Below are 17728 nucleotides of genomic sequence, written 5' to 3' on the forward strand. Positions count from 1 at the left end.
GCAGAGTGGTCCCATGGACCTCACGGAGACGTTCGACAGCCTCGTCCGCGCCGAGTTCAGCCCGCGGAGCAGCTACCTCAACACCGCGAGCAACGGCCTGCTGCCCGCCCGTACCGTCGCCGCCCTCCAGGCGGCGGCGCTGCTGCGGGCCGAGGGCCGGCCGCTGACCCCGCTGCACGACGACGTCGAGAACTGCCGGGCCGCCTTCGCCCGGCTCGCCGGTGTCCCGGCCGACCGGGTCGCGGTGGGCGCCTCGGTCGCCGCGCACACCGGCGTGATCGCCGCCTCGCTGCCCGCGGGCGCCGAAGTGCTGACGGCCGAGGCCGACTTCACCTCCGTACTGAACCCCTTCCACGTCCGCGGGGACCTCAAGGTGCGCACGGTCCCGCTGGAGCGGATCCCCGAGTCCGTCCGGCCGGGCACGGCCCTCGTCGCGGTCAGCGCCGCCCAGTCCGCCGACGGCCGGATCGCCGACCTGCCCGCCCTGCGCGAGGCCGCCCGCGCCCACGGTGCCCGCACCTACGTCGACTTCTCCCAGGCCGCCGGCTGGCTGCCGATGGAGGCGGACGCCCACGACTTCACCGCGAGCGTCTCCTTCAAGTGGCTGATGGGCCCGCACGGCGCGGCCTTCCTCACCGTCCCGGAGGACTTCGGCGGACTGACCCCGGTGCTCGCGGGCTGGGTGGCGGCCGAGCGGCCCTGGGACAGCTGTTACGGCCCGGTGGCCGAACTCGCCCGCTCGGCCCGGCGCTTCGACCTCACCCACGCCCTGTTCACCTTCGCGGGCCTGCGCCGCTCCCTCGAACTCGTCGAGGAGCTCGGGGTGGCCGCGATCCACGCCCACGACCTCGCCCTCGCCGACCGGTTCCGCGCCGGCCTCGCGGATCTCGGCCACGAACCGGTGCCCGCCCCCGGTTCGGCCATCGTCTCCGTCCCCGGACTCGGCTCCCGGCAGCCCCGGCTGAGCGAGGCGGGCATCGAGGTCTCCGACCGCGCGGGCCACCTGCGCGCGGCCTTCCACCTCTACAACACGGCCGCGGACGTGGACCGGCTGCTGGCGGCGCTGGACGGCTGACCGGCGGGCCGCCGCCCGCCGGCACGACCGGGCCGGGGCCTCCCGTCCCACACAGGAGGTCCCGGCCCGGAGCTCGGGGGCGGCCGGCGGCTACCGCACCGGGGTGAAGTCCCGGGCGCCGATGAACTCCGGCCGGCGCACCGGTGCCGCGAACGGCTCCACCGCCGTGTTCTCCACGCTGTTGAACACGATGAAGACGTTGCTGCGCGGGAACGGCGTGATGTTGTCGCCGGAGCCGTGCATGCAGTTGCAGTCGAACCAGGTCGCCGACCCGGCCTTGCCGGTGAACAGCTTGATGCCGTACTCGCCGGCCAGCGCGGTCAGCGCCTCGTCCGAGGGCGTGCCCGCGTCCTGCATCTGCAGCGACTTCTTGTAGTTGTCCTTCGGCGTGGCGCCGGCACAGCCCAGGAACGTCCGGTGCGAACCCGGCATGATCATCAGGCCGCCGTTGGTGTCGTGGTTCTCGGTCAGCGCGATCGAGACGGACACCGTCCGCATGTTCGGCAGACCGTCCTCGGCGTGCCAGGTCTCGAAGTCCGAGTGCCAGTAGAAGCCGCTCGCTCCGAAGCCCGGCTTGACGTTGATCCGGGACTGGTGGACGTACACGTCCGAGCCGAGGATCTGGCGGGCGCGCCCGACGACCCGCGGATCGCGCACCAGGTTCGCGAAGACCTCGCTGATCCGGTGCACCTCGAAGACCGACCGGATCTCCTTCGACTTCGGCTCCACGATCGAGCGCTCGTCGGCGCGGATCGCCGGATCGGAGACCAGCCGGTCCAGCTCACGCCGGTACACCTCGACCTCGTCGGGGGTGATCAGCTGGTCGACGGCGAGGAAGCCGTCCCGCTCGTACGCCTGGAGGTCGGCGGTCGCGATGGGGCCCGGCGTGTCCGGAGCGCCCCAGACGACCGGGTCCTGGCGCGGGACGGTCACCTCGGCGGTGCCGCGGGTGGGGTACAGATCGGTGACGGTGGCGGTGGCGGTGGCCATCGTGTGTCAGACCTCCTCGGGCTCGGTGAGCAGCGGGTAGACGCCGTTCTCGTCGTGGTCCTCCCGTCCGGTCACGGGCGGGTTGAAGACGCAGATGCAGTGGAAGTCCTCCTTGACGCGCAGCGTGTGCCGCTCGTGCCCGTCGAGGAGGTACATGGTGCCGGGCGTGATGGTGTACGTCGTGCCGGCCTCGTGGTCGGTGAGTTCGGCCTCGCCCTTGGTGCAGACGACGGCCTCGACGTGGTTGGCGTACCACATCGACGTCTCGGTGCCGGCGTACAGGATGGTCTCGTGCAGGGAGAAGCCGACCCGCTCCTTGGCGAGGACGATCCGCTTGCTCTCCCAGGTGCCGGACTTGGCCCTCACGTGCCGGTCCGTGCCTTCGATGTCCTTGAACGAACGGACGATCACGGTGCTGTCCTCCTCCTTGCTAGACGGTTTCCCGGACGGCGCGGGCGAGGATGCTCAGCCCCTCGTCCAGTTCGTCGGGGGTGACGGTGAGCGCGGGCAGCAGCTTGACCACCTCGCTCTCCGGGCCGGACGTCTCGATGAGCAGCCCCAGCTCGAAGGCGCGCCGGGCGATCCGCGAGGCGCGCGCCTTGTCGTGGAACTCCAGGCCCCAGACGAGCCCGCGTCCGCGGTACTCCTTGACGTCGGCGAGGTTCTCCTCGGTGATGGCGATCAGCGCGCGCTCGACCTGCTCGCCGCGGGCGCGGGTCTGCTTCTCCATGGCCGAGCCGTCGGTCCAGTACGTCTCCAGGGCCGCGGTGGCGGTCACGAACGCCGGGTTGTTGCCGCGGAAGGTGCCGTTGTGCTCGCCCGGCTCCCAGACGTCCAGCTCCGGCCGGAACAGGCACAGGGCCATCGGCAGCCCGTACCCGCTGATCGACTTGGACACGGTGACGATGTCCGGCGTGATGCCCGCCTCCTCGAAGGAGAAGAAGGCGCCGGTACGGCCGCAGCCCATCTGGATGTCGTCGACGATCAGCAGCATGTCCTGCCGCTCGCACAGCTCCTTGAGCGCGCGCAGCCATTCGGGCCGGGCGACGTTGATGCCGCCCTCGCCCTGTACGGTCTCCACGATCACGGCGGCGGGCTTGTTGAGGCCGGAGCCCTGGTCCTCCAGCAGCCGCTCGAACCACAGGAAGTCCGGGACCGTGCCGTCGAAGTAGTTGTCGAACGGCATCGGGGTGCCGTGCACCAGCGGGATGCCCGCGCCGGCCCGCTTGAAGGCGTTGCCGGTGACCGCGAGCGAGCCGAGGGACATGCCGTGGAAGGCGTTGGTGAACGACACGATCGCCTCGCGCCCCTTCACCTTCCGGGCCAGCTTCAGCGCGGACTCGACGGCGTTGGTGCCCGTCGGCCCCGGGAACATGACCTTGTACGGCAGGTCACGCGGGCGCAGCACCAGGTCCTGGAAGGTCTGCAGGAAGGACCGCTTGGCCGTGGTCGACATGTCCAGGCCGTGGGTGACCCCGTCCCGGGACAGATAGTCGATCAGCGCCCGTTTCAGCACCGGATTGTTGTGACCGTAGTTGAGTGAGCCGGCACCGGCGAAGAAGTCGAGGTAGGCATGGCCGTCCTCGTCGTACATCCGGCTGCCCTGCGCGCGGTCGAAGACGGTGGGCCAGCCGCGGCAGTAGCTGCGGACCTCGGACTCGACGGTCTCGAAAACGCTGAGGTCGGGCTGGGTGATGGTCACGGTGATGCGCTCCTCGGTGGGGGTGGAGTCGGTCAACGGGCCGATGCGGTGGGTGTGTGTGGGGGGCGGTCAGCGGGCCGGTGCGGTGGGGGCGGAGCCGGTCAGCGGGCCGATGCGGTAGAGGACTTCGGGGTCGTGCGGGCCGTCCGGGAACAGGCCGGAGCGGAACAGCACCTCGCGGTCGACCCGTGCGCCGTGCCGCTCGGCGAACGAGGTGAACAGGCGCTCGGAGGCGGTGTTGCCCGGGGTGATGGTGGTCTCCAGCCCCGTGATGCCCTGCTCGGCGACGAGCCGTGCGACCAGGCCGTCCAGCAGGGCGGCGGCGATGCCGTGGCCCCGGTGGGCGGCGTCGACGGCCACCTGCCAGACGAGCAGGGTGCGGGGGCGGTCCGGCCGCAGGTATCCGGTGACGAAACCGACCGGCTGCCCGTCCGCACCGCGGGCCACCGCCGTGGTGCCGGCGAAGTCCCGGCACCACAGCAGATAGCTGTAGGACGAGTTCAGGTCGAGGGTTTTCGAGTCCTTGGCGAGACGCCAGAGCGCGGCTCCGTCGGTCGTCGCCGGCCGTTCGATGAGAAGGTCTGCGAGTGCGGCAGTCATGCGGCACGAATTTAGCGAGGCGAATTCGAAAATGCACGACAGCTCTGACGGGAGCTGCCGTGCACCACCGAGGAATGTCCGTATTGTCCCGCATCAAACCATGACAAATCGCCTTCGCTGTGGAGTGTGTCACAGACCGTTAAGTGCGGAAAATCCGTCGGCAAACTCCCCTGTTTAGCTCTGCAAAAAGCGGGCAGAAGAAGACGGGAAGCTATCGTCCGGGAAATCGGCGGGAATTGTGAAAGGGAATTGAATTCAACGCCAGATGTTCTCCACGGCCCGGCGGGCACCGGCCGGGTCCACGGGCGCGCCCCGCTCGGCCAGCGCCGCGCCCAGGGCCGCCAGGGAGTTCGCCACCGCGTCCCGGGTCGCGTCGGGGCCGTAGTGGTTGACCCGGATCATCTCCCGGGCCAGTGCGCCCCCGCCCGCGGCCAGCGGCAGCGCCGGGTCGCTCTCCAGGGCCCGCGCCACCAGCTCCGAGGCCACCACGCCGGACGGCACCCGCAGGGTCGTCGCGACCGGTGCCGCGTCCCTCTCCGCGTACACGTACGGCTCCAGGCCCCCGCCCAGCGCCACCGCACCGGCCCGCGACGCCAGCGCGGCGCGCCGGTGCCGGGCCATCACCGCCTCCGGGCCGTCCGCCTCGATCCGCTCCAGGCACGCCTCCAGCGCCAGCATCTCCAGCTGCGCCGGAGCGTGCGGCAGCGCCTTGCGGCCGGCGTCGATCCAGCGGTCCTTCCAGTCCAGCAGGGAGAGGTAGGAGCGGCGCGGGGCGTTCGGGTTGGCGGCCATCCGGGCCCACGCCCGCTCGCTCACCGAGATCGCCGACACACCCGCCGGGCCGCCCATCGCCTTCTGCGCCCCGATCACGCACAGGTCCACGCCCCACGCGTCCGGCAGCACCGGCTCCGCGCCCACCGAGGCCACCGCGTCCAGGTAGAAGAGGGCACCCTGCTCCCGTACCGCCTCGCCGATCTCCGCGACCGGGTTGGTGTTGCCGGTCGCCGCCTCCGCGTGCACCAGCGACACGAAGTCGATCTCCGGGTGCTCGGCGAACGCCTCCCGGACCTGCTCCGCGGTCACCGCCGTGTGGAACGGCACGGAGAGGTCGTGCACCGTGGCGCCGGCGTCGCGCAGCCAGTCGCCGAAGGTCTGGCCGTAGGGGCCCGTGATCACGTTCAGGGCCACCGTGCCCGGACCGGCCGCCGAGCGGATCGCGCCCTCCAGCGGCAGCAGCGCCTCGCCCTGGGTGATCAGGACGTCCTGCCGGGTGCCCAGCAGCCGGGCCACCCCGTCCTCGATGGCGGCGAAGCGCTCGGCACTCAGCGGGGGCAGATCGAGGAAGGGGTGGGTCACGGCGGTGCTCTTCCTTTGTTCGCTTCGGTCGACTCCCTCGATCTTAGGTCCAACGGCTCCGTTACCATCGGTTTGATTTGAGCAGCCCAAACACTTCCTTATAATCGGAACCTACGCTTCCCCCACAGGAGACGATCCCTCCATGACAACGCTTCCCGGCCGCCGGACCCGCCTTCTGGCCGCCACCACCGCGACCGCCGCACTCGTGCTCGCCGTGGCCGGCTGCTCCTCCAGCGACTCGGAGAGCGGCAAGACCACCGTCAAGGGCGTCCACCTGGTCAAGGGCGGGCAGCTGACCACCTGCACCCACCTGCCCTATCCGCCGTTCCAGTCGGAGATCGACGGCAAGGTGCAGGGCTTCGACGTCTCCCTGATCGACCTGGTCGCCAAGGACCTCGGCGTCAAGCAGGACATCCGCGACACGCCCTTCGAGAACTTCAAGACCGGCGCGTTCCTGAACTCGGGCGAGTGCGACCTGGCCGCCGCCGGCATGACCATCACCGACGAGCGCAAGAAGAACGTCGACTTCTCCGACCCGTACTTCGAGGCCACCCAGGCCGTCCTGGTCGACAAGAGCAGCGGGATCGGCTCGCTCGCCGACGTCAAGGCCAAGGGCAAGAAGCTCGGCGCGCAGGCGCAGACCACCGGCGAGGACTACGTCAAGACCAAGGGCTACGACCCGGTCTCCTTCGAGTCCTCCGACGCCGTCCTCAACGGCCTGCGCACCGGCCAGGTCCAGGCCGTCGTCATCGACTACCCGGTCGTCCAGGGCTGGCTGAAGGACAAGGCCAACGCGGACAAGTTCAAGGTGGTCGACAACCTCAAGACCGGTGAGCAGTACGGCTTCACGGTCAAGAAGGGCAACAAGGCGCTGCTCGACGCCATCAACAAGGCGCTCAAGACCGCCAAGGCCGACGGCACGTACAAGAAGATCTACGAGCAGTGGATCGGTCCGTACGAGGCGTCCGTCGCCTCTCCCGCCGCCTCATGACCGATACGGACACAGCACTCCAGCCGAAGAAGAAGGGGCTGACCCGGCGGCAGAAGCGCAGCCTGTCGCGGGGCGCGCAGTACGCCGTCTTCGCCGCCGCCGTGATCGCCTTCGCGGTCACGGCCGACTGGGACCGGCTGCAGAACCAGTTCGCGCAGGCGGACATCGCGCAGCAGATGTTCCCGGACGTCATCACGCTGGCGCTGAAGAACACCGTGCTCTACACGCTGTCCGGCTTCGTCGTCGGCCTCGTCCTCGGCATGGTCATCGCGCTGATGCGGCTGTCGTCCGTGGGGCCCTACCGCTGGCTTGCGGGCATCTACATCGAGATCTTCCGCGGCCTGCCCGCCCTGCTGATCTTCATCTTCGTCGGCGTCGCCGTGCCCCTGGCGTTCCCCGGCACGGAGATCCCCGGCGGGACCTACGGCAAGGTCGCCCTCGCGCTCGGCCTGGTCTCGGCGGCCTACATGGCCGAGACCATCCGCGCCGGCATCCAGGCCGTGCCCAAGGGCCAGATGGAGGCGGCCCGGTCGCTCGGCTTCTCGCCCGCGAAGGCCATGGTCTCCATCATCATTCCGCAGGCCTTCCGGATCATCCTGCCGCCGCTCACCAACGAACTCGTCCTGCTCTTCAAGGACTCCTCGCTGGTGCTGTTCCTCGGCGTCACCCTGGAGGAGCGGGAACTGTCCAAGTTCGGCCGCGACCTGGCCAGCACGACCGCCAACTCCACGCCGATCCTGGTCGCGGGCCTGTGCTACCTGCTGGTCACCATCCCGCTCAGCTTCGTCGTCCGCCGTATGGAGTCCAAGGCCCAGGAGGCGATCCGGTGAGCCGCCCGGAGATCGAGGTACGCGGACTGCACAAGTCCTTCGGCGACAACGAGGTGCTGCGCGGCATCGACCTGGAGATCGGGCAGGGCGAGGTCGTCTGTGTGATCGGCCCGTCCGGCTCCGGCAAGTCGACGCTGCTGCGCTGCGTGAACCTCCTGGAGGAGCCCAGCAAGGGCCAGGTCTTCGTCGGCGGCACCGAGGTGACCGACCCGGACGTCGACATCGACGCCGTACGCCGCCGGATCGGCATGGTCTTCCAGCAGTTCAACCTCTTCCCGCACCTGAGCGTCACCGAGAACCTCACGCTGCCCCAGCGCCGGGTCCTCGGGCGGGACAAGGCGACCGCCGCGCGGGTCGCCGCCGAGAACCTGGCCCGGGTCGGCCTGTCCGAGAAGGCGGACGCCTACCCGTCCTCCCTCTCCGGCGGCCAGCAGCAGCGCGTCGCCATCGCCCGCGCGCTCGCCATGGGCCCCGAGGTCATGCTGTTCGACGAGCCGACCTCCGCGCTCGACCCCGAACTCGTCGGGGACGTCCTCGCCGTCATGCGCATGCTCGCCCGGGAGGGCATGACGATGATGGTCGTCACCCACGAGATGACCTTCGCCCGCGAGGTCGCCGACCGGGTCGTCTTCATGGACGGCGGGGTCGTCGTCGAGGACGGCAGCCCCGGCCAGGTCATCGGCGCCCCGCGGCACGAGCGCACCCGGCACTTCCTCTCCCGCCTGCTCGACCCGGCGATGGCCGAGGTCGAGGAGGAGACCTCCGACCAGGTGGGGAAGAGCGGACCGTAGGCCGTTAAGGTGCCGTGCATGAGCGATGGCGCGGTGCTGCACGTGAAGGGCCGGGTCCTGGTCGGGCCCGACGAGGTCCGCGACGAGCTGTGGGTGGTCGGGGGCCGGGTGACCCACCACCGGCCCGCCACCGCCCGGGACGTCCGGACCGTCGAGGGCTGGGCGCTGCCCGGACTGGCCGACGCCCACTGCCACGTGGGCCTCGACGCGCACGGCCCGGTCGACCGGGACACCGCCGAGAAGCAGGCGCTGACCGACCGGGAGGCGGGCACCCTGCTCATCCGGGACGCCGGATCCCCCTCCGACACCCGCTGGATCGACGACCGCGCCGACCTCCCGAAGATCATCCGCGCCGGCCGGCACATCGCCCGCACCCGCCGCTACATCCGCAACTACGCCTGGGAGATCGAACCCGGCGAACTCGTCGCGTACGTCGCCCAGGAGGCCGAGCGCGGCGACGGCTGGGTCAAGCTGGTCGGGGACTGGATCGACCGCGGCCTCGGCGACCTCGCCCCCTGCTGGCCCCGCGAGGCCGTCGAGGCGGCCATCGCCGAGGCCCACCGGCGCGGCGCCCGCGTCACCGCCCACTGCTTCGCCGAGAGCTCCCTGCGCGACCTGGTCGAGGCGGGCATCGACTGCATCGAGCACGCGACCGGCCTGACCGACGAGCTGATCCCGCTGTTCGCCGAGCGCGGGGTCGCGATCGTCCCCACCCTCGTCAACATCGCCACCTTCCCGAAGCTCGCGGACGGCGGCGACGCCAAGTTCCCGCGCTGGTCGGCGCACATGCGCCGGCTGCACGAGCGCCGCTACGACACCGTCCGCAACGCCTACGACGCAGGGATCCCGGTGTACGTCGGCACGGACGCCGGCGGCTCGCTGCCGCACGGCCTGATAGCGGCCGAGGTGGCGGAGCTGGTCACCGCCGGGATCCCCGCAGTGGACGCCGTGTCGGCGGCGTGCTGGGCGGCCCGCGACTTCCTCGCCTCTCCCGGTCTCGTGGAGGGCGCCCCGGCCGACCTCGTGGTGTACGAGGCCGATCCCCGGGCGGACGTACGGGTGCTGGCGGCGCCGCGACGGGTGGTGCTGAACGGGCGGGTCGTCGAGTAGACGTACCCGTGATTCGAATCGGCGTGCGGGATTTCCACGTTGGAGTGAAGTAGCCCGGGAACGCTGACCGTTCACCCACACCGCGTACAAGGTTGACGGGTCCCAAGCAAGTCCCGTCTGGGGGTCCCACCACCTTGAACAGCAACGACTTCCGCATGCCCGCACGCCGGCTGGCCGCACTGGCGACGGTCACCGCCCTCACCGCGGCGCCCGCGGCCCTGGGCGCGGGCGCCGCGCACGCGACCACCGGCCACGGTCGCGCCTCCGCCGTCGTCCTGCGCACCGGACTCGACGTGTCCCTGCTCGACCGGACCGTGCGCGTCCCGCTCGCGGTCTCCCTCAACGAGGTGCACGCCCCGCAGAGCGCCGACCGGACCGCGCTGTCCGCCCGGCTCGACGGCGTCAACGGCGGCAAGCCGTTCACCGTGCTCGGCGCGGACGTCGCCGAGGCCGAGGCCACGGTGACGGCGAAACGGGCCGAGGGCTCGGTCCGGGTCGCCCACGCCGAGCTGCACCTGCCGGGGCTGCCCTTGCTGTCCCTGATCCGGGCCGACACGATCACCGCCAAGGCGACCTGCGAGGCCGGCCGGGCACCGGCCGCCTCCGCGAACGTGCTCGGTGCCGTCACCGTCCTCGGCAAGCGCGTCACCCTGACCGCCACCGGCCCGGTGGAGGTCGAGGTGCCCGGCGTCGGCGAGGTCCGCCTCGATCTCTCCGAGCGGACCACGACGACCCGCACGGCCGCCGCGACCGCCCTCCGGCTCAAGGTCTCCGTCAACCCACTGAAACTCAACGTGGCCGACGTCCAGGGCACCGTCACCCTCGCCCAGGCGACCTGCGAGTCCCCGATGGTCCCGCCCACCGGGAAGCCGGTGCCGAGCCACGACCCGGCCGCCGCCGTCCGCCCGCAGGGCGCCCGGGCCGACCTCGCGGAGACCGGCGGCAGCGCGGCGACCCCGTACATCGCCGGCGGTGCGCTGGCGCTGCTGCTGGCCGGCGGGGGAGCGGTGGCGGTGACCCGCCGCCGCAAGAACTGACGCCCCGCCGGCAGGCCGCTCCCCGCCCCGCCGTCCCCCGGGGCGGGGAGCGGCCGCCCGGCCCCCGCCGGCAGCCGTCCGGGCCCGGCCTCTCAGCCGGGCGAGCCGGGCGGCGGGAGGGCGGCGGACAGGGCCGCGACGAAGCCGCTCACCGTCGCACGGTCCCGTACGGCGACCCGCACCCATTCGGCACCGAGGCCCGGGAACGTGTCGCCCCGGCGCACGGCGTAACCGAGCTCCCGCAACCGCCGCCGCACCCGGGCCGCGTCCGGCATCCGCACCAGCACGAACGGCCCCTCCGCGGGCCCGGCCACCCGGACCCCGCGGGACGCGAGAGCCGACAGCTCCGCCACCAGGTGGGCCCGGTCCGCGGCGATGCGGTGCGCCGCGTGCCCCGCCTCCGCCAGCGCCCGCGGCGCCACGCACGCCTCGGCCGCCGCCAGCGCCGGCGTCGACACCGGCCACAACGGCTGGGCCCGCTCCAGCTCGGCGATCACCTCGGGCGCGGCCAGCACGTAGCCGATGCGCAGCCCGGCCAGCCCCCACGTCTTGGTGAGGCTGCGCAGCACGACGAGACCCGGCACGTCCGCCCGCCCGGCCAGCGCCTCCCGCTCGCCCGGCACCGCGTCCATGAACGCCTCGTCGACCACCAGCGTCCGGCCCGGACGGGCGAGCCGGACGACCGTCTCCGCCGGATGCAGGACGGACGTCGGGTTGGTGGGGTTGCCGATCACCACCAGGTCGGCGTCCTCCGGGACGGCCGCCGGATCCAGCCGGAACCCGTCCTCCGCCCGCAGCAGCACCCGGTCCACGCTGTGCCCGGCATCCCGCAGCGCCGCCTCAGGCTCGGTGAACTGCGGGTGCACCACCACCGGCCGACGGACCTTCAGGGCGCGGGCGATCAGCACGAACGCCTCCGCGGCCCCCGCCGTCAGCAGCACGCGGTCGACCGTCAGCCCGTGCCGTGCCGCCACCGCCGCCCGCGCGGCCCGCCCGTCCGGGTAGGCCGCGAGGGACGACAGCGAACCGGCGATCTCCTCCCGCAGCCACGGCGGGGGCGTGTCCGCGCGGACGTTGACGGCGAGGTCCACCAGCGCGGCCCCGTCGTCCCGCACCTCGGCGTCCCCGTGGTGCCGCAGGTCGTGCCCGCAGTCGCCGGTCTCCTCAGTGCGCATGGCTGTGCGAGTGCCCCCCGTGATGGTGGTGCCCGTGCCCGTGGTGGTGACCGTCGTCGTCCGGGTGGAAGTGCGGCTGCTGCGGCAGCCCCACCTTGTCCTCGAAGCCCGGCAGCGCGATCCGGTACACGCACGAGTCGCAGTTCATCCGCAGATCGCCCTCGACGGCCTCCCGGTACCGCTCCATCACCAGGTCCAGCAGCTCCGGCTCGGGCCCGATGACGTCGGCCGACCGCACGTCGACCTGCGGGTGCGCGGCGGCCCAGCCCTCGGTCTGCTGCCGCACCCGGTCCGGCAGGATCCCGGTGAACAGGAAGTACGGCAGCACGACGATCCGCTTCGCGCCGAGCGCGACGCACCGGTCCAGGCCGCTCGGCACGTCCGGCGCCGCCAGCGACACGAACGCCGTCTCCACCCCGGCGTAGCCACGGCCCTCCCACAGCAGCCGCGCCGCCTTGAACACCTCGGCGTTGGCGTCGGGGTCGGTGGACCCGCGCCCGACGAGCAGCACGGTGACCTCCGCCCGGTCCTCGGGCGTGCGGGCGGTGCTTCCCAGCGCCTCGTCCAGCCGCCGTTCCAGCACGGTCAGCAGCGCCGGGTGCGGGCCGAGCGGGCGGCCGTAGGCGTACGAGATACCCGGGTGCCGTTCCTTCTCGCGGGCCAGCGCGGCCGGGATGTCGCCCTTGGCGTGCCCGGCGGACACGAGCATCAGCGGCACGGCCGCGAACCGGCGCACCCCCTGCTCGACCAGTTCGGTGACGGCCTCGCCCAGCGGCGGCGGGGACAGTTCGATGAAGCCGCCGGCGACGGGCAGCCCGGGGTTGCGGCGCCCCAGCTCGCGGACGAAGTCGCGGAACGCCTCGGCTCCGGCGTCGTCACGGGTGCCGTGTCCGGCGATGAGCAGGGCGGGCGGGGTGGTCACGGGATCTCCTCGGGTGAAACGGGGTGGTACAGCAGGGCGTTGAGCGCGGCGGCGGCGACCGCCGAACCGCCCTTCTCGGACACGTTGCTGACGGCGGGCAGTCCGCTCTCCCGCAACGCGGCCTTGGACTCGGCCGCGCCGACGAAGCCGACGGGCAGACCGATCACGAGTGCGGGGGAGGCGTCCAGGGTCAGCAGCTCCTCCAGGGCGGTCGGCGCACAGCCGATCACCCACAGGGCGCCCGGCCCGACCTGCTCGTAGGCGAGCCGGACGGCGTGCGCCGAGCGGGTCAGGCCGGGACCGGAGCCCGCGTCCCTCAGCCGGCACACGGTCTCGCGCCGGGTGATGCCGGCCGCGACCATCTCCACGTCCACGACGACGGGCGCCCCCGCGTGCAGCGCGGCGTGCGCCGTCACCAGGTCGTCCTCGTCCATGACGAGATCGGTCGCGTACTCCAGGTCGGCGGCGGAGTGGATGACCCGCTCCACCACCGCCCGGGTCAGCGGCGGGAAGTGCGAGGTGTCCAGGCGGGCGCGCAGCCGCCGGAAGGACTCCTGCTCGATGGGGTGGACAACACGGTTCACTCGGCGTCCTCCTGAGACGTCTGCCAGCGGTAGCCGCGCGGGGTCACCATGCGGCCCCCGACCTCCCGGGTCGCCGTGTTGCCCACGGTCACGACCGTCATCATGTCGACCGTCGCCGGGTCCAGCGCGGCGAGTGTGGTGAGCCTGCTCGACCCGTCCGGCCGGGAGGCGTTGCGCACGACCCCCACCGGGGTGGCCGGCTCCCGGTGCTCGGCGAGGATGGCGAGCGCCTTGGGCAGCTGCCAGTCCCGGCCCCGCGAGCGCGGGTTGTAGAAGGTCACCACGATGTCCGCCTCGGCCGCCGCGCGCACCCGGCGCTCGATGACCTCCCACGGCGTGTGCAGGTCGGACAGGCTGATGGACACGTGGTCGTGGCCCAGCGGCGCGCCGAGGATCGCCGCGGCGGCCAGCGCGGCCGTCACCCCGGGCACCCCGACCACGTCGATGTCGTCCGACGCCTCGGCCAGCGCCGGGGAGGCCATGGCGTACACGCCCGCGTCCCCGCTGCCGATCAGCGCCACCGCGTGTCCCGCGCGGGCCTCCGCGACCGCCGTACGGGCCCGCTCCTCCTCCGCGCCGAGCCCCGACTCCAGCACCCGGGTGCCCGGCCGCAGCAGATCGCGGATCTGGTCCACGTACTGGTCGAGCCCGACCAGCACCGAGGCCCGCCGCAGCTCGGCCGCCGCGCGCGGGGTGAGCAGGTCCCGGGCGCCCGGCCCGAGCCCGACCACCGCGAGCCGCCCGCGCCCCGGACGCCGCACCACGGCACAGGTCGCCATCGCCGGCCGCCCGTCGGCACGCTCCGACTTCCGCTTGGGCACGAGGAGTTCACCGCCGCGCACCAGGGCGGCGGCCTCCGCCACGGACGGGGTGCCGACGGCCGCGAGCGGCGCACCGGACGGGTTGGGCACCGCCACGGCCGACAGCTCCTCGGCGGAGTACGTCACCAAGGGCACCCCGAGCCGCTCGGCGGCGGCCACGATGCCGGGCTCCTCCGCCTTGGCGTCCACGGTGGCCAGTTCGGCGACCGACCGCGCGGACAGCCCGGCCTCGCGCAGCGCCTCCTCGACCAGCCCGAGCACCTCCGCCGCCGGCGCCCCCTTCGACGCGCCGACCCCGACCACCAGCGTCGGCGGCCTGAGCAGCACCTCCCGCTCGCCGGGCGCCACGGCCCGGTCGGTGAGCCGGATGGTGTACGACCCCTGCGGCGACACCGGCAGCGGCGGCAGCGGCCAGGCCACCTCGGCCTCCAGCGCGACCGGTTCGCCGTCCAGCAGGGCCCGGGAGACCATGGCGACCGAACCCTCGTACGGCAGTCCCAGGGTGTCCAGGCCCGGCAGTCCGACGGCGTCCGTCGCGGTCGTCACCACCGGCTCGGCACCGAGCACCTCCCCGGCCGCGCGGGCGAGCGCGTTGGCGCCGCCGCCGTGCCCGCCGAGCAGCGCCACCGCGAACCGGCCGGCCTCGTCCACGCACACCACGCCCGGGTCGGCCGTCTTGTCGCCGAGCAGCGGCGCCAGCAGCCGTACCACCGCTCCCGTGGCCAGGAAGCAGACCAGCTGCTCGCACTCCGCGAACGCGGCCCGTACCGCCTCGCCGACGGGACCCTCGTACACGCGGGTGCGGTCCGGCCAGGCCGCGGCCAGCCGGTCCCGCGCCGCCGCCCCCGCCGCGGTGGCGGAAATGAGGCCGATCACTGGGCAACTCCTTCACTAGACGCCGGGGTGCGCACGCCCCACAGCAGGAACACAGGATTGGTGGCCGCCAGCCGGGTCACGTCCCCGGGCAGCGGCGCGAGCCGCGACGACTGCAGCAGCACCCCGTCGCAGGTGAAGCCGGCGTCCGTCAGCGCCGCGCGCGCCGCCGGCACCCGGTCCAGCGCGGCCATGGCGACCACCACGGTCCGCCGGGCCCGCCGGGCACAGGCGGTGACGACGGCGGGCAGCTCCCGGCCCCCGCCGCCGACGAACACCGCGTCGGGGTCGCCGGCCAGACCGGACAGCGCCTGCGGTGCCGTGCCGTGCACCACCTCCACGTCGACGCCGTGGGCGGCCGCGTTGGCACGGATCCGCTCCACCCCGTCCGGGGCCTTCTCCACGGCGACGACGGCCGCGCCGAGCCGCGCGCACTCCACCGCGACCGAGCCCGACCCGGCACCCACGTCCCACACCAGGTCCCCGAGGCGCGGCCCCAGCCGGGCCAGGGCCAGCGCCCGCACCTCGAACTTCGTGATCATCGAGTCCCGGTGCGTGAACTCGGCCTCGTCCAGGGCCCACCCCGCGGGCCGCTCCGGCACCCCGGCGACCGTACGCACCGCACCGAGCGCCCGCGTCTCGTCCAGACACAGCACCACGTTCACCGCCGTGCCCCAGTCCCGGGCCGCGGCCTCGGCGGGCGTCACCCGCTCCACGCGCTCCCGCTCCGGGTCACCGAGGGCGCTCGCCACGACCAGGACCCGGCCGGCCGGCAGCGCGGCTCCCAGCTCGGCGGGCCCGGCGCCCGGTCCGGTGAGCACGGCCACCTTCGGCCGCGCCCGGCAGACCTGCACCGCCGTCCGCGGGTCCCGGCCGTGCGCGCTGACCACGACCGCGTCGTCCCAGGGCAGCCCGACCCGCGCGAAGGCGGTGGCCACGGAGGACACCCCGGGCCGCACGTCCAGCAGGCCGGGCCCGAACCGCTCGGCCAGCGCCCGGACGATCCCGAAGAACCCCGGGTCCCCGGACGCCAGCACCACGACCGGCAGCTCCTTGCCGACGTACTCCGCGATGGCGTCCAGGGCGGGCGCCAGCGGCCCGAGCACCACCCGCGCGGCGCCCTCGGGCAGCCGCACGGCGCCCAGGTGCCGCCGCCCGCCGACGACCAGCGCGGCCCCGGCGAGGACGTCCGCGGGCACCGGCGCCCCCGTGCCCGCACCGACGACCGTGATCAACTCTTCGCCCTCTGCTCCCGCAGGGCCCGCCGGGCCTCCGGGTCGGCCTTGCGGTAGCCGTGGAAGTGCCCCGGGTGGTACAGGTGCGAGCGGGTCCCCCGGGCGTCCAGCGCCGGGCCGACCAGGAACAGCGTGTGCTTCCAGAGCCGGTGCTCCTTGACCGTCTCCTCCAGCGTGCCGATCGTGCACTTCACGACCAGCTCCTCCGGCCAGGTCGCCTGGTAGGCGACGACCACCGGCGTGCTCGTGGGGTAACCGCCCTCCAGCAGCTCCCGCACCAGCTGGCCGCTGCGCGCCGCCGACAGGAAGACCGCCATGGTGGTGCCGTGCCGGGCGAACTCGCGGACCTCCTCCCCGGGCGGCATCGGCGTCTTGCCCCCGCCCAGCCGGGTCAGCACCACGGACTGCGCGACCTCGGGGATCGTCAGCTCCCGCCGGGCCAGCGCGGCCACCGCGGAGAAGGAGGACACGCCCGGGACCACCTCGGTGTCGATGCCGATCTCCTGGCAGCGGTCCAGCTGCTCCTGGGTGCCGCCCCACAGGGCCGGGTCGCCGGAGTGGATCCGGGCGACCCTCAGCCCCTCCTCGAACGCACGTCGGTACACCGCGACGACGTCCTCCAGCGACATGGTCGCCGAGTCCAGGATCTCGGCGTCCCCGCGGGCGTGTTCGAGGACCTCCGCCTGGACCAGGCTGGCGGCCCAGATCACGACGTCGGCCTCGGCGATGGCCCGCGCGGCACGGAACGTCAACAGGTCGGCGGCGCCGGGGCCGGCACCGACGAAGGTCACCTTGCCGGTGGGGGCATCGGCCATGGGAATCGGTCCTCTCCTAGGAGTGCTGCGGTCGTTGCTGCCGGAGGTGCGCGAACGCGGGTCGATCCGATAGCAAGGGGCTATGGCGGTCTTCGTCGCGCTCGGCGCGTTCCTCATGACGCTGGCCGGCGGCTGGACGGCACAGCGCGTGACCGACCGCCGTCATCTGGTCCTGGGCCTGGCCGGCGGGCTGATGCTGGGCGTGGTCGGCCTGGACCTGCTGCCGGAGGCGCTGCACGCGGCCGGCCGCGAGGTCTTCGGCGTACCCGCCGCCCTGCTGCTGTTCGTGGCCGGCTTCCTGCTCGCCCATCTGGTGGAGCGCACCCTGGCCGCCCGTCAGGCCGCGCACGGCGGCGCCGAGGGGCCGGGCCACCGGGCGCCCGAGGTGGGCCTCGCGGCGGCCGCGGCGATGGTGGGCCACAGCGCCATGGACGGCGTGGCCATCGGCGCGGCCTTCCAGGTGGGCGAGGGCATGGGCACGGCCGTGGCGCTCGCCGTGATCGCCCACGACTTCGCCGACGGCTTCAACACCTTCACCATCACCAGCCTGTACGGCAACGCGCGCCGCAGGGCCCTCGGCATGCTGCTCGCCGACGCCTGCGCGCCCCTGCTGGGCGCGCTGTCCACGGCCTTCGTGCGCGTCCCCGAACCGGTGCTCGGCGGCTATCTCGGCCTCTTCGGCGGCGTACTGCTCTACCTCGCCGCCGCCGAGATCCTGCCCGAGGCGCACCACGAGCACCCGGCCCGCTCCACCCTGCTGTGCACGGTGGCCGGTGCCGCGTTCATCTGGCTGGTGGTCGGCATCTCCGGCTGACCACGCG

Annotated in this window: 18 protein-coding genes; 7 read left to right on the forward strand and 11 right to left on the reverse strand. The window is 73.3% G+C overall.

The features are described from left to right. Window positions 1-13 precede the first annotated feature (13 nt). Window positions 14-1075, forward strand: coding sequence for an aminotransferase class V-fold PLP-dependent enzyme (locus ABZ576_RS30060; protein WP_360747659.1), 1062 nt, complete (start codon window positions 14-16; stop codon window positions 1073-1075). Between the two features lie 90 nt (window positions 1076-1165). Here the strand turns inward: ABZ576_RS30060 and thpD are convergent, their stop codons facing one another. The 5 genes from thpD to ABZ576_RS30085 form a co-directional block, all read right to left on the reverse strand. Continuing rightward, window positions 1166-2065: an ectoine hydroxylase gene (gene thpD / locus ABZ576_RS30065; RefSeq protein WP_360747662.1), complete on the reverse strand. Its 900-nt coding sequence runs from the start codon at window positions 2063-2065 to the stop codon at window positions 1166-1168. Between the two features lie 6 nt (window positions 2066-2071). Continuing rightward, window positions 2072-2476, reverse strand: coding sequence for an ectoine synthase (locus ABZ576_RS30070; RefSeq protein ID WP_360747665.1), 405 nt, complete (start codon window positions 2474-2476; stop codon window positions 2072-2074). A gap of 19 nt (window positions 2477-2495) precedes the next feature. Then, window positions 2496-3767: a diaminobutyrate--2-oxoglutarate transaminase gene (gene ectB, locus ABZ576_RS30075; protein WP_360747757.1), complete on the reverse strand. Its 1272-nt coding sequence runs from the start codon at window positions 3765-3767 to the stop codon at window positions 2496-2498. A gap of 69 nt (window positions 3768-3836) precedes the next feature. After that, window positions 3837-4367, reverse strand: coding sequence for a diaminobutyrate acetyltransferase (gene ectA, locus ABZ576_RS30080; RefSeq protein ID WP_360747667.1), 531 nt, complete (start codon window positions 4365-4367; stop codon window positions 3837-3839). 255 nt (window positions 4368-4622) lie between these two features. Further along, window positions 4623-5723, reverse strand: coding sequence for an aminotransferase class V-fold PLP-dependent enzyme (locus ABZ576_RS30085; RefSeq protein WP_360747670.1), 1101 nt, complete (start codon window positions 5721-5723; stop codon window positions 4623-4625). A 142-nt stretch (window positions 5724-5865) separates the two neighbouring features. Between ABZ576_RS30085 and ABZ576_RS30090 the strand changes: the two genes are divergently transcribed. From ABZ576_RS30090 to ABZ576_RS30110, 5 genes are all read left to right on the forward strand, one after another. Continuing rightward, on the forward strand, window positions 5866-6714 hold the full coding sequence (locus tag ABZ576_RS30090; RefSeq protein ID WP_360747673.1) for a transporter substrate-binding domain-containing protein: 849 nt from the start codon (window positions 5866-5868) through the stop codon (window positions 6712-6714). Then, on the forward strand, window positions 6711-7544 hold the full coding sequence (locus tag ABZ576_RS30095; RefSeq protein ID WP_360747676.1) for an amino acid ABC transporter permease: 834 nt from the start codon (window positions 6711-6713) through the stop codon (window positions 7542-7544). Before ABZ576_RS30090 ends, ABZ576_RS30095 begins: the two co-directional genes overlap by 4 nt. After that, window positions 7541-8335, forward strand: a complete 795-nt coding sequence (locus ABZ576_RS30100) for an amino acid ABC transporter ATP-binding protein (protein ID WP_360747679.1) — start codon at window positions 7541-7543, stop codon at window positions 8333-8335. The genes ABZ576_RS30095 and ABZ576_RS30100 overlap by 4 nt, the downstream gene beginning before the upstream one ends. An 18-nt stretch (window positions 8336-8353) precedes the next feature. Next, window positions 8354-9445, forward strand: coding sequence for an amidohydrolase family protein (locus ABZ576_RS30105; protein ID WP_360747682.1), 1092 nt, complete (start codon window positions 8354-8356; stop codon window positions 9443-9445). 134 nt (window positions 9446-9579) lie between these two features. Beyond that, window positions 9580-10482 (forward strand): SCO1860 family LAETG-anchored protein, encoded by a 903-nt coding sequence (locus ABZ576_RS30110; protein WP_360747685.1) that lies wholly within the window; start codon window positions 9580-9582, stop codon window positions 10480-10482. Window positions 10483-10574: 92 nt separating this feature from the next. On the opposite strand, the gene cobC is transcribed toward ABZ576_RS30110, so the two are convergent. The 6 genes from cobC to cobM are packed head-to-tail and all read right to left on the reverse strand — an operon-like array spanning window position 10575 to window position 16907. Further along, a complete protein-coding gene (cobC, locus tag ABZ576_RS30115; RefSeq protein ID WP_360747688.1) occupies window positions 10575-11657 on the reverse strand; it encodes an Rv2231c family pyridoxal phosphate-dependent protein CobC in 1083 nt (360 codons plus the stop codon). Then, a complete protein-coding gene (locus tag ABZ576_RS30120) occupies window positions 11647-12579 on the reverse strand; it encodes a sirohydrochlorin chelatase (protein ID WP_360747691.1) in 933 nt (310 codons plus the stop codon). The genes cobC and ABZ576_RS30120 overlap by 11 nt, the downstream gene beginning before the upstream one ends. Then, a complete protein-coding gene (locus ABZ576_RS30125) occupies window positions 12576-13163 on the reverse strand; it encodes a precorrin-8X methylmutase (protein WP_360747694.1) in 588 nt (195 codons plus the stop codon). Before ABZ576_RS30125 ends, ABZ576_RS30120 begins: the two co-directional genes overlap by 4 nt. Next, window positions 13160-14860: a precorrin-3B C(17)-methyltransferase gene (gene cobJ / locus ABZ576_RS30130; RefSeq protein ID WP_360747697.1), complete on the reverse strand. Its 1701-nt coding sequence runs from the start codon at window positions 14858-14860 to the stop codon at window positions 13160-13162. Before cobJ ends, ABZ576_RS30125 begins: the two co-directional genes overlap by 4 nt. Further along, the gene (cbiE, locus tag ABZ576_RS30135; protein WP_360747700.1) at window positions 14857-16092 is read right to left on the reverse strand and encodes a precorrin-6y C5,15-methyltransferase (decarboxylating) subunit CbiE; all 1236 of its coding nucleotides are present in this window, start codon (window positions 16090-16092) and stop codon (window positions 14857-14859) included. The genes cobJ and cbiE overlap by 4 nt, the downstream gene beginning before the upstream one ends. Next, on the reverse strand, window positions 16089-16907 hold the full coding sequence (gene cobM / locus ABZ576_RS30140) for a precorrin-4 C(11)-methyltransferase (RefSeq protein WP_360747703.1): 819 nt from the start codon (window positions 16905-16907) through the stop codon (window positions 16089-16091). The genes cbiE and cobM overlap by 4 nt, the downstream gene beginning before the upstream one ends. A gap of 82 nt (window positions 16908-16989) precedes the next feature. Here cobM and ABZ576_RS30145 point away from each other — a divergent pair, with 82 nt between their 5' ends. Next, window positions 16990-17721, forward strand: coding sequence for a ZIP family metal transporter (locus ABZ576_RS30145; RefSeq protein ID WP_360747706.1), 732 nt, complete (start codon window positions 16990-16992; stop codon window positions 17719-17721). Window positions 17722-17728 lie beyond the last annotated feature (7 nt).

The sequence above is a fragment of the Streptomyces sp. NPDC013455 genome (genome assembly GCF_040632975.1).
Taxonomy (GTDB): domain Bacteria; phylum Actinomycetota; class Actinomycetes; order Streptomycetales; family Streptomycetaceae; genus Streptomyces.

Bases quoted from the DNA above. Each gene is read 5' to 3' on its own strand.
- ABZ576_RS30090 (WP_360747673.1), top strand. From the start codon at position 5,866: ATGACAACGCTTCCCGGCCGCCGGACCCGCCTTCTGGCCGCCACCACC.
- ABZ576_RS30095 (WP_360747676.1), top strand. From the start codon at position 6,711: ATGACCGATACGGACACAGCACTCCAGCCGAAGAAGAAGGGGCTGACC.
- ABZ576_RS30105 (WP_360747682.1), top strand. From the start codon at position 8,354: ATGAGCGATGGCGCGGTGCTGCACGTGAAGGGCCGGGTCCTGGTCGGG.
- cobM (WP_360747703.1), bottom strand. From the start codon at position 16,907: ATGGCCGATGCCCCCACCGGCAAGGTGACCTTCGTCGGTGCCGGCCCC.
- ABZ576_RS30060 (WP_360747659.1), top strand. From the start codon at position 14: ATGGACCTCACGGAGACGTTCGACAGCCTCGTCCGCGCCGAGTTCAGC.
- cobC (WP_360747688.1), bottom strand. From the start codon at position 11,657: ATGCGCACTGAGGAGACCGGCGACTGCGGGCACGACCTGCGGCACCAC.
- ABZ576_RS30145 (WP_360747706.1), top strand. From the start codon at position 16,990: ATGGCGGTCTTCGTCGCGCTCGGCGCGTTCCTCATGACGCTGGCCGGC.
- ectA (WP_360747667.1), bottom strand. From the start codon at position 4,367: ATGACTGCCGCACTCGCAGACCTTCTCATCGAACGGCCGGCGACGACC.
- thpD (WP_360747662.1), bottom strand. From the start codon at position 2,065: ATGGCCACCGCCACCGCCACCGTCACCGATCTGTACCCCACCCGCGGC.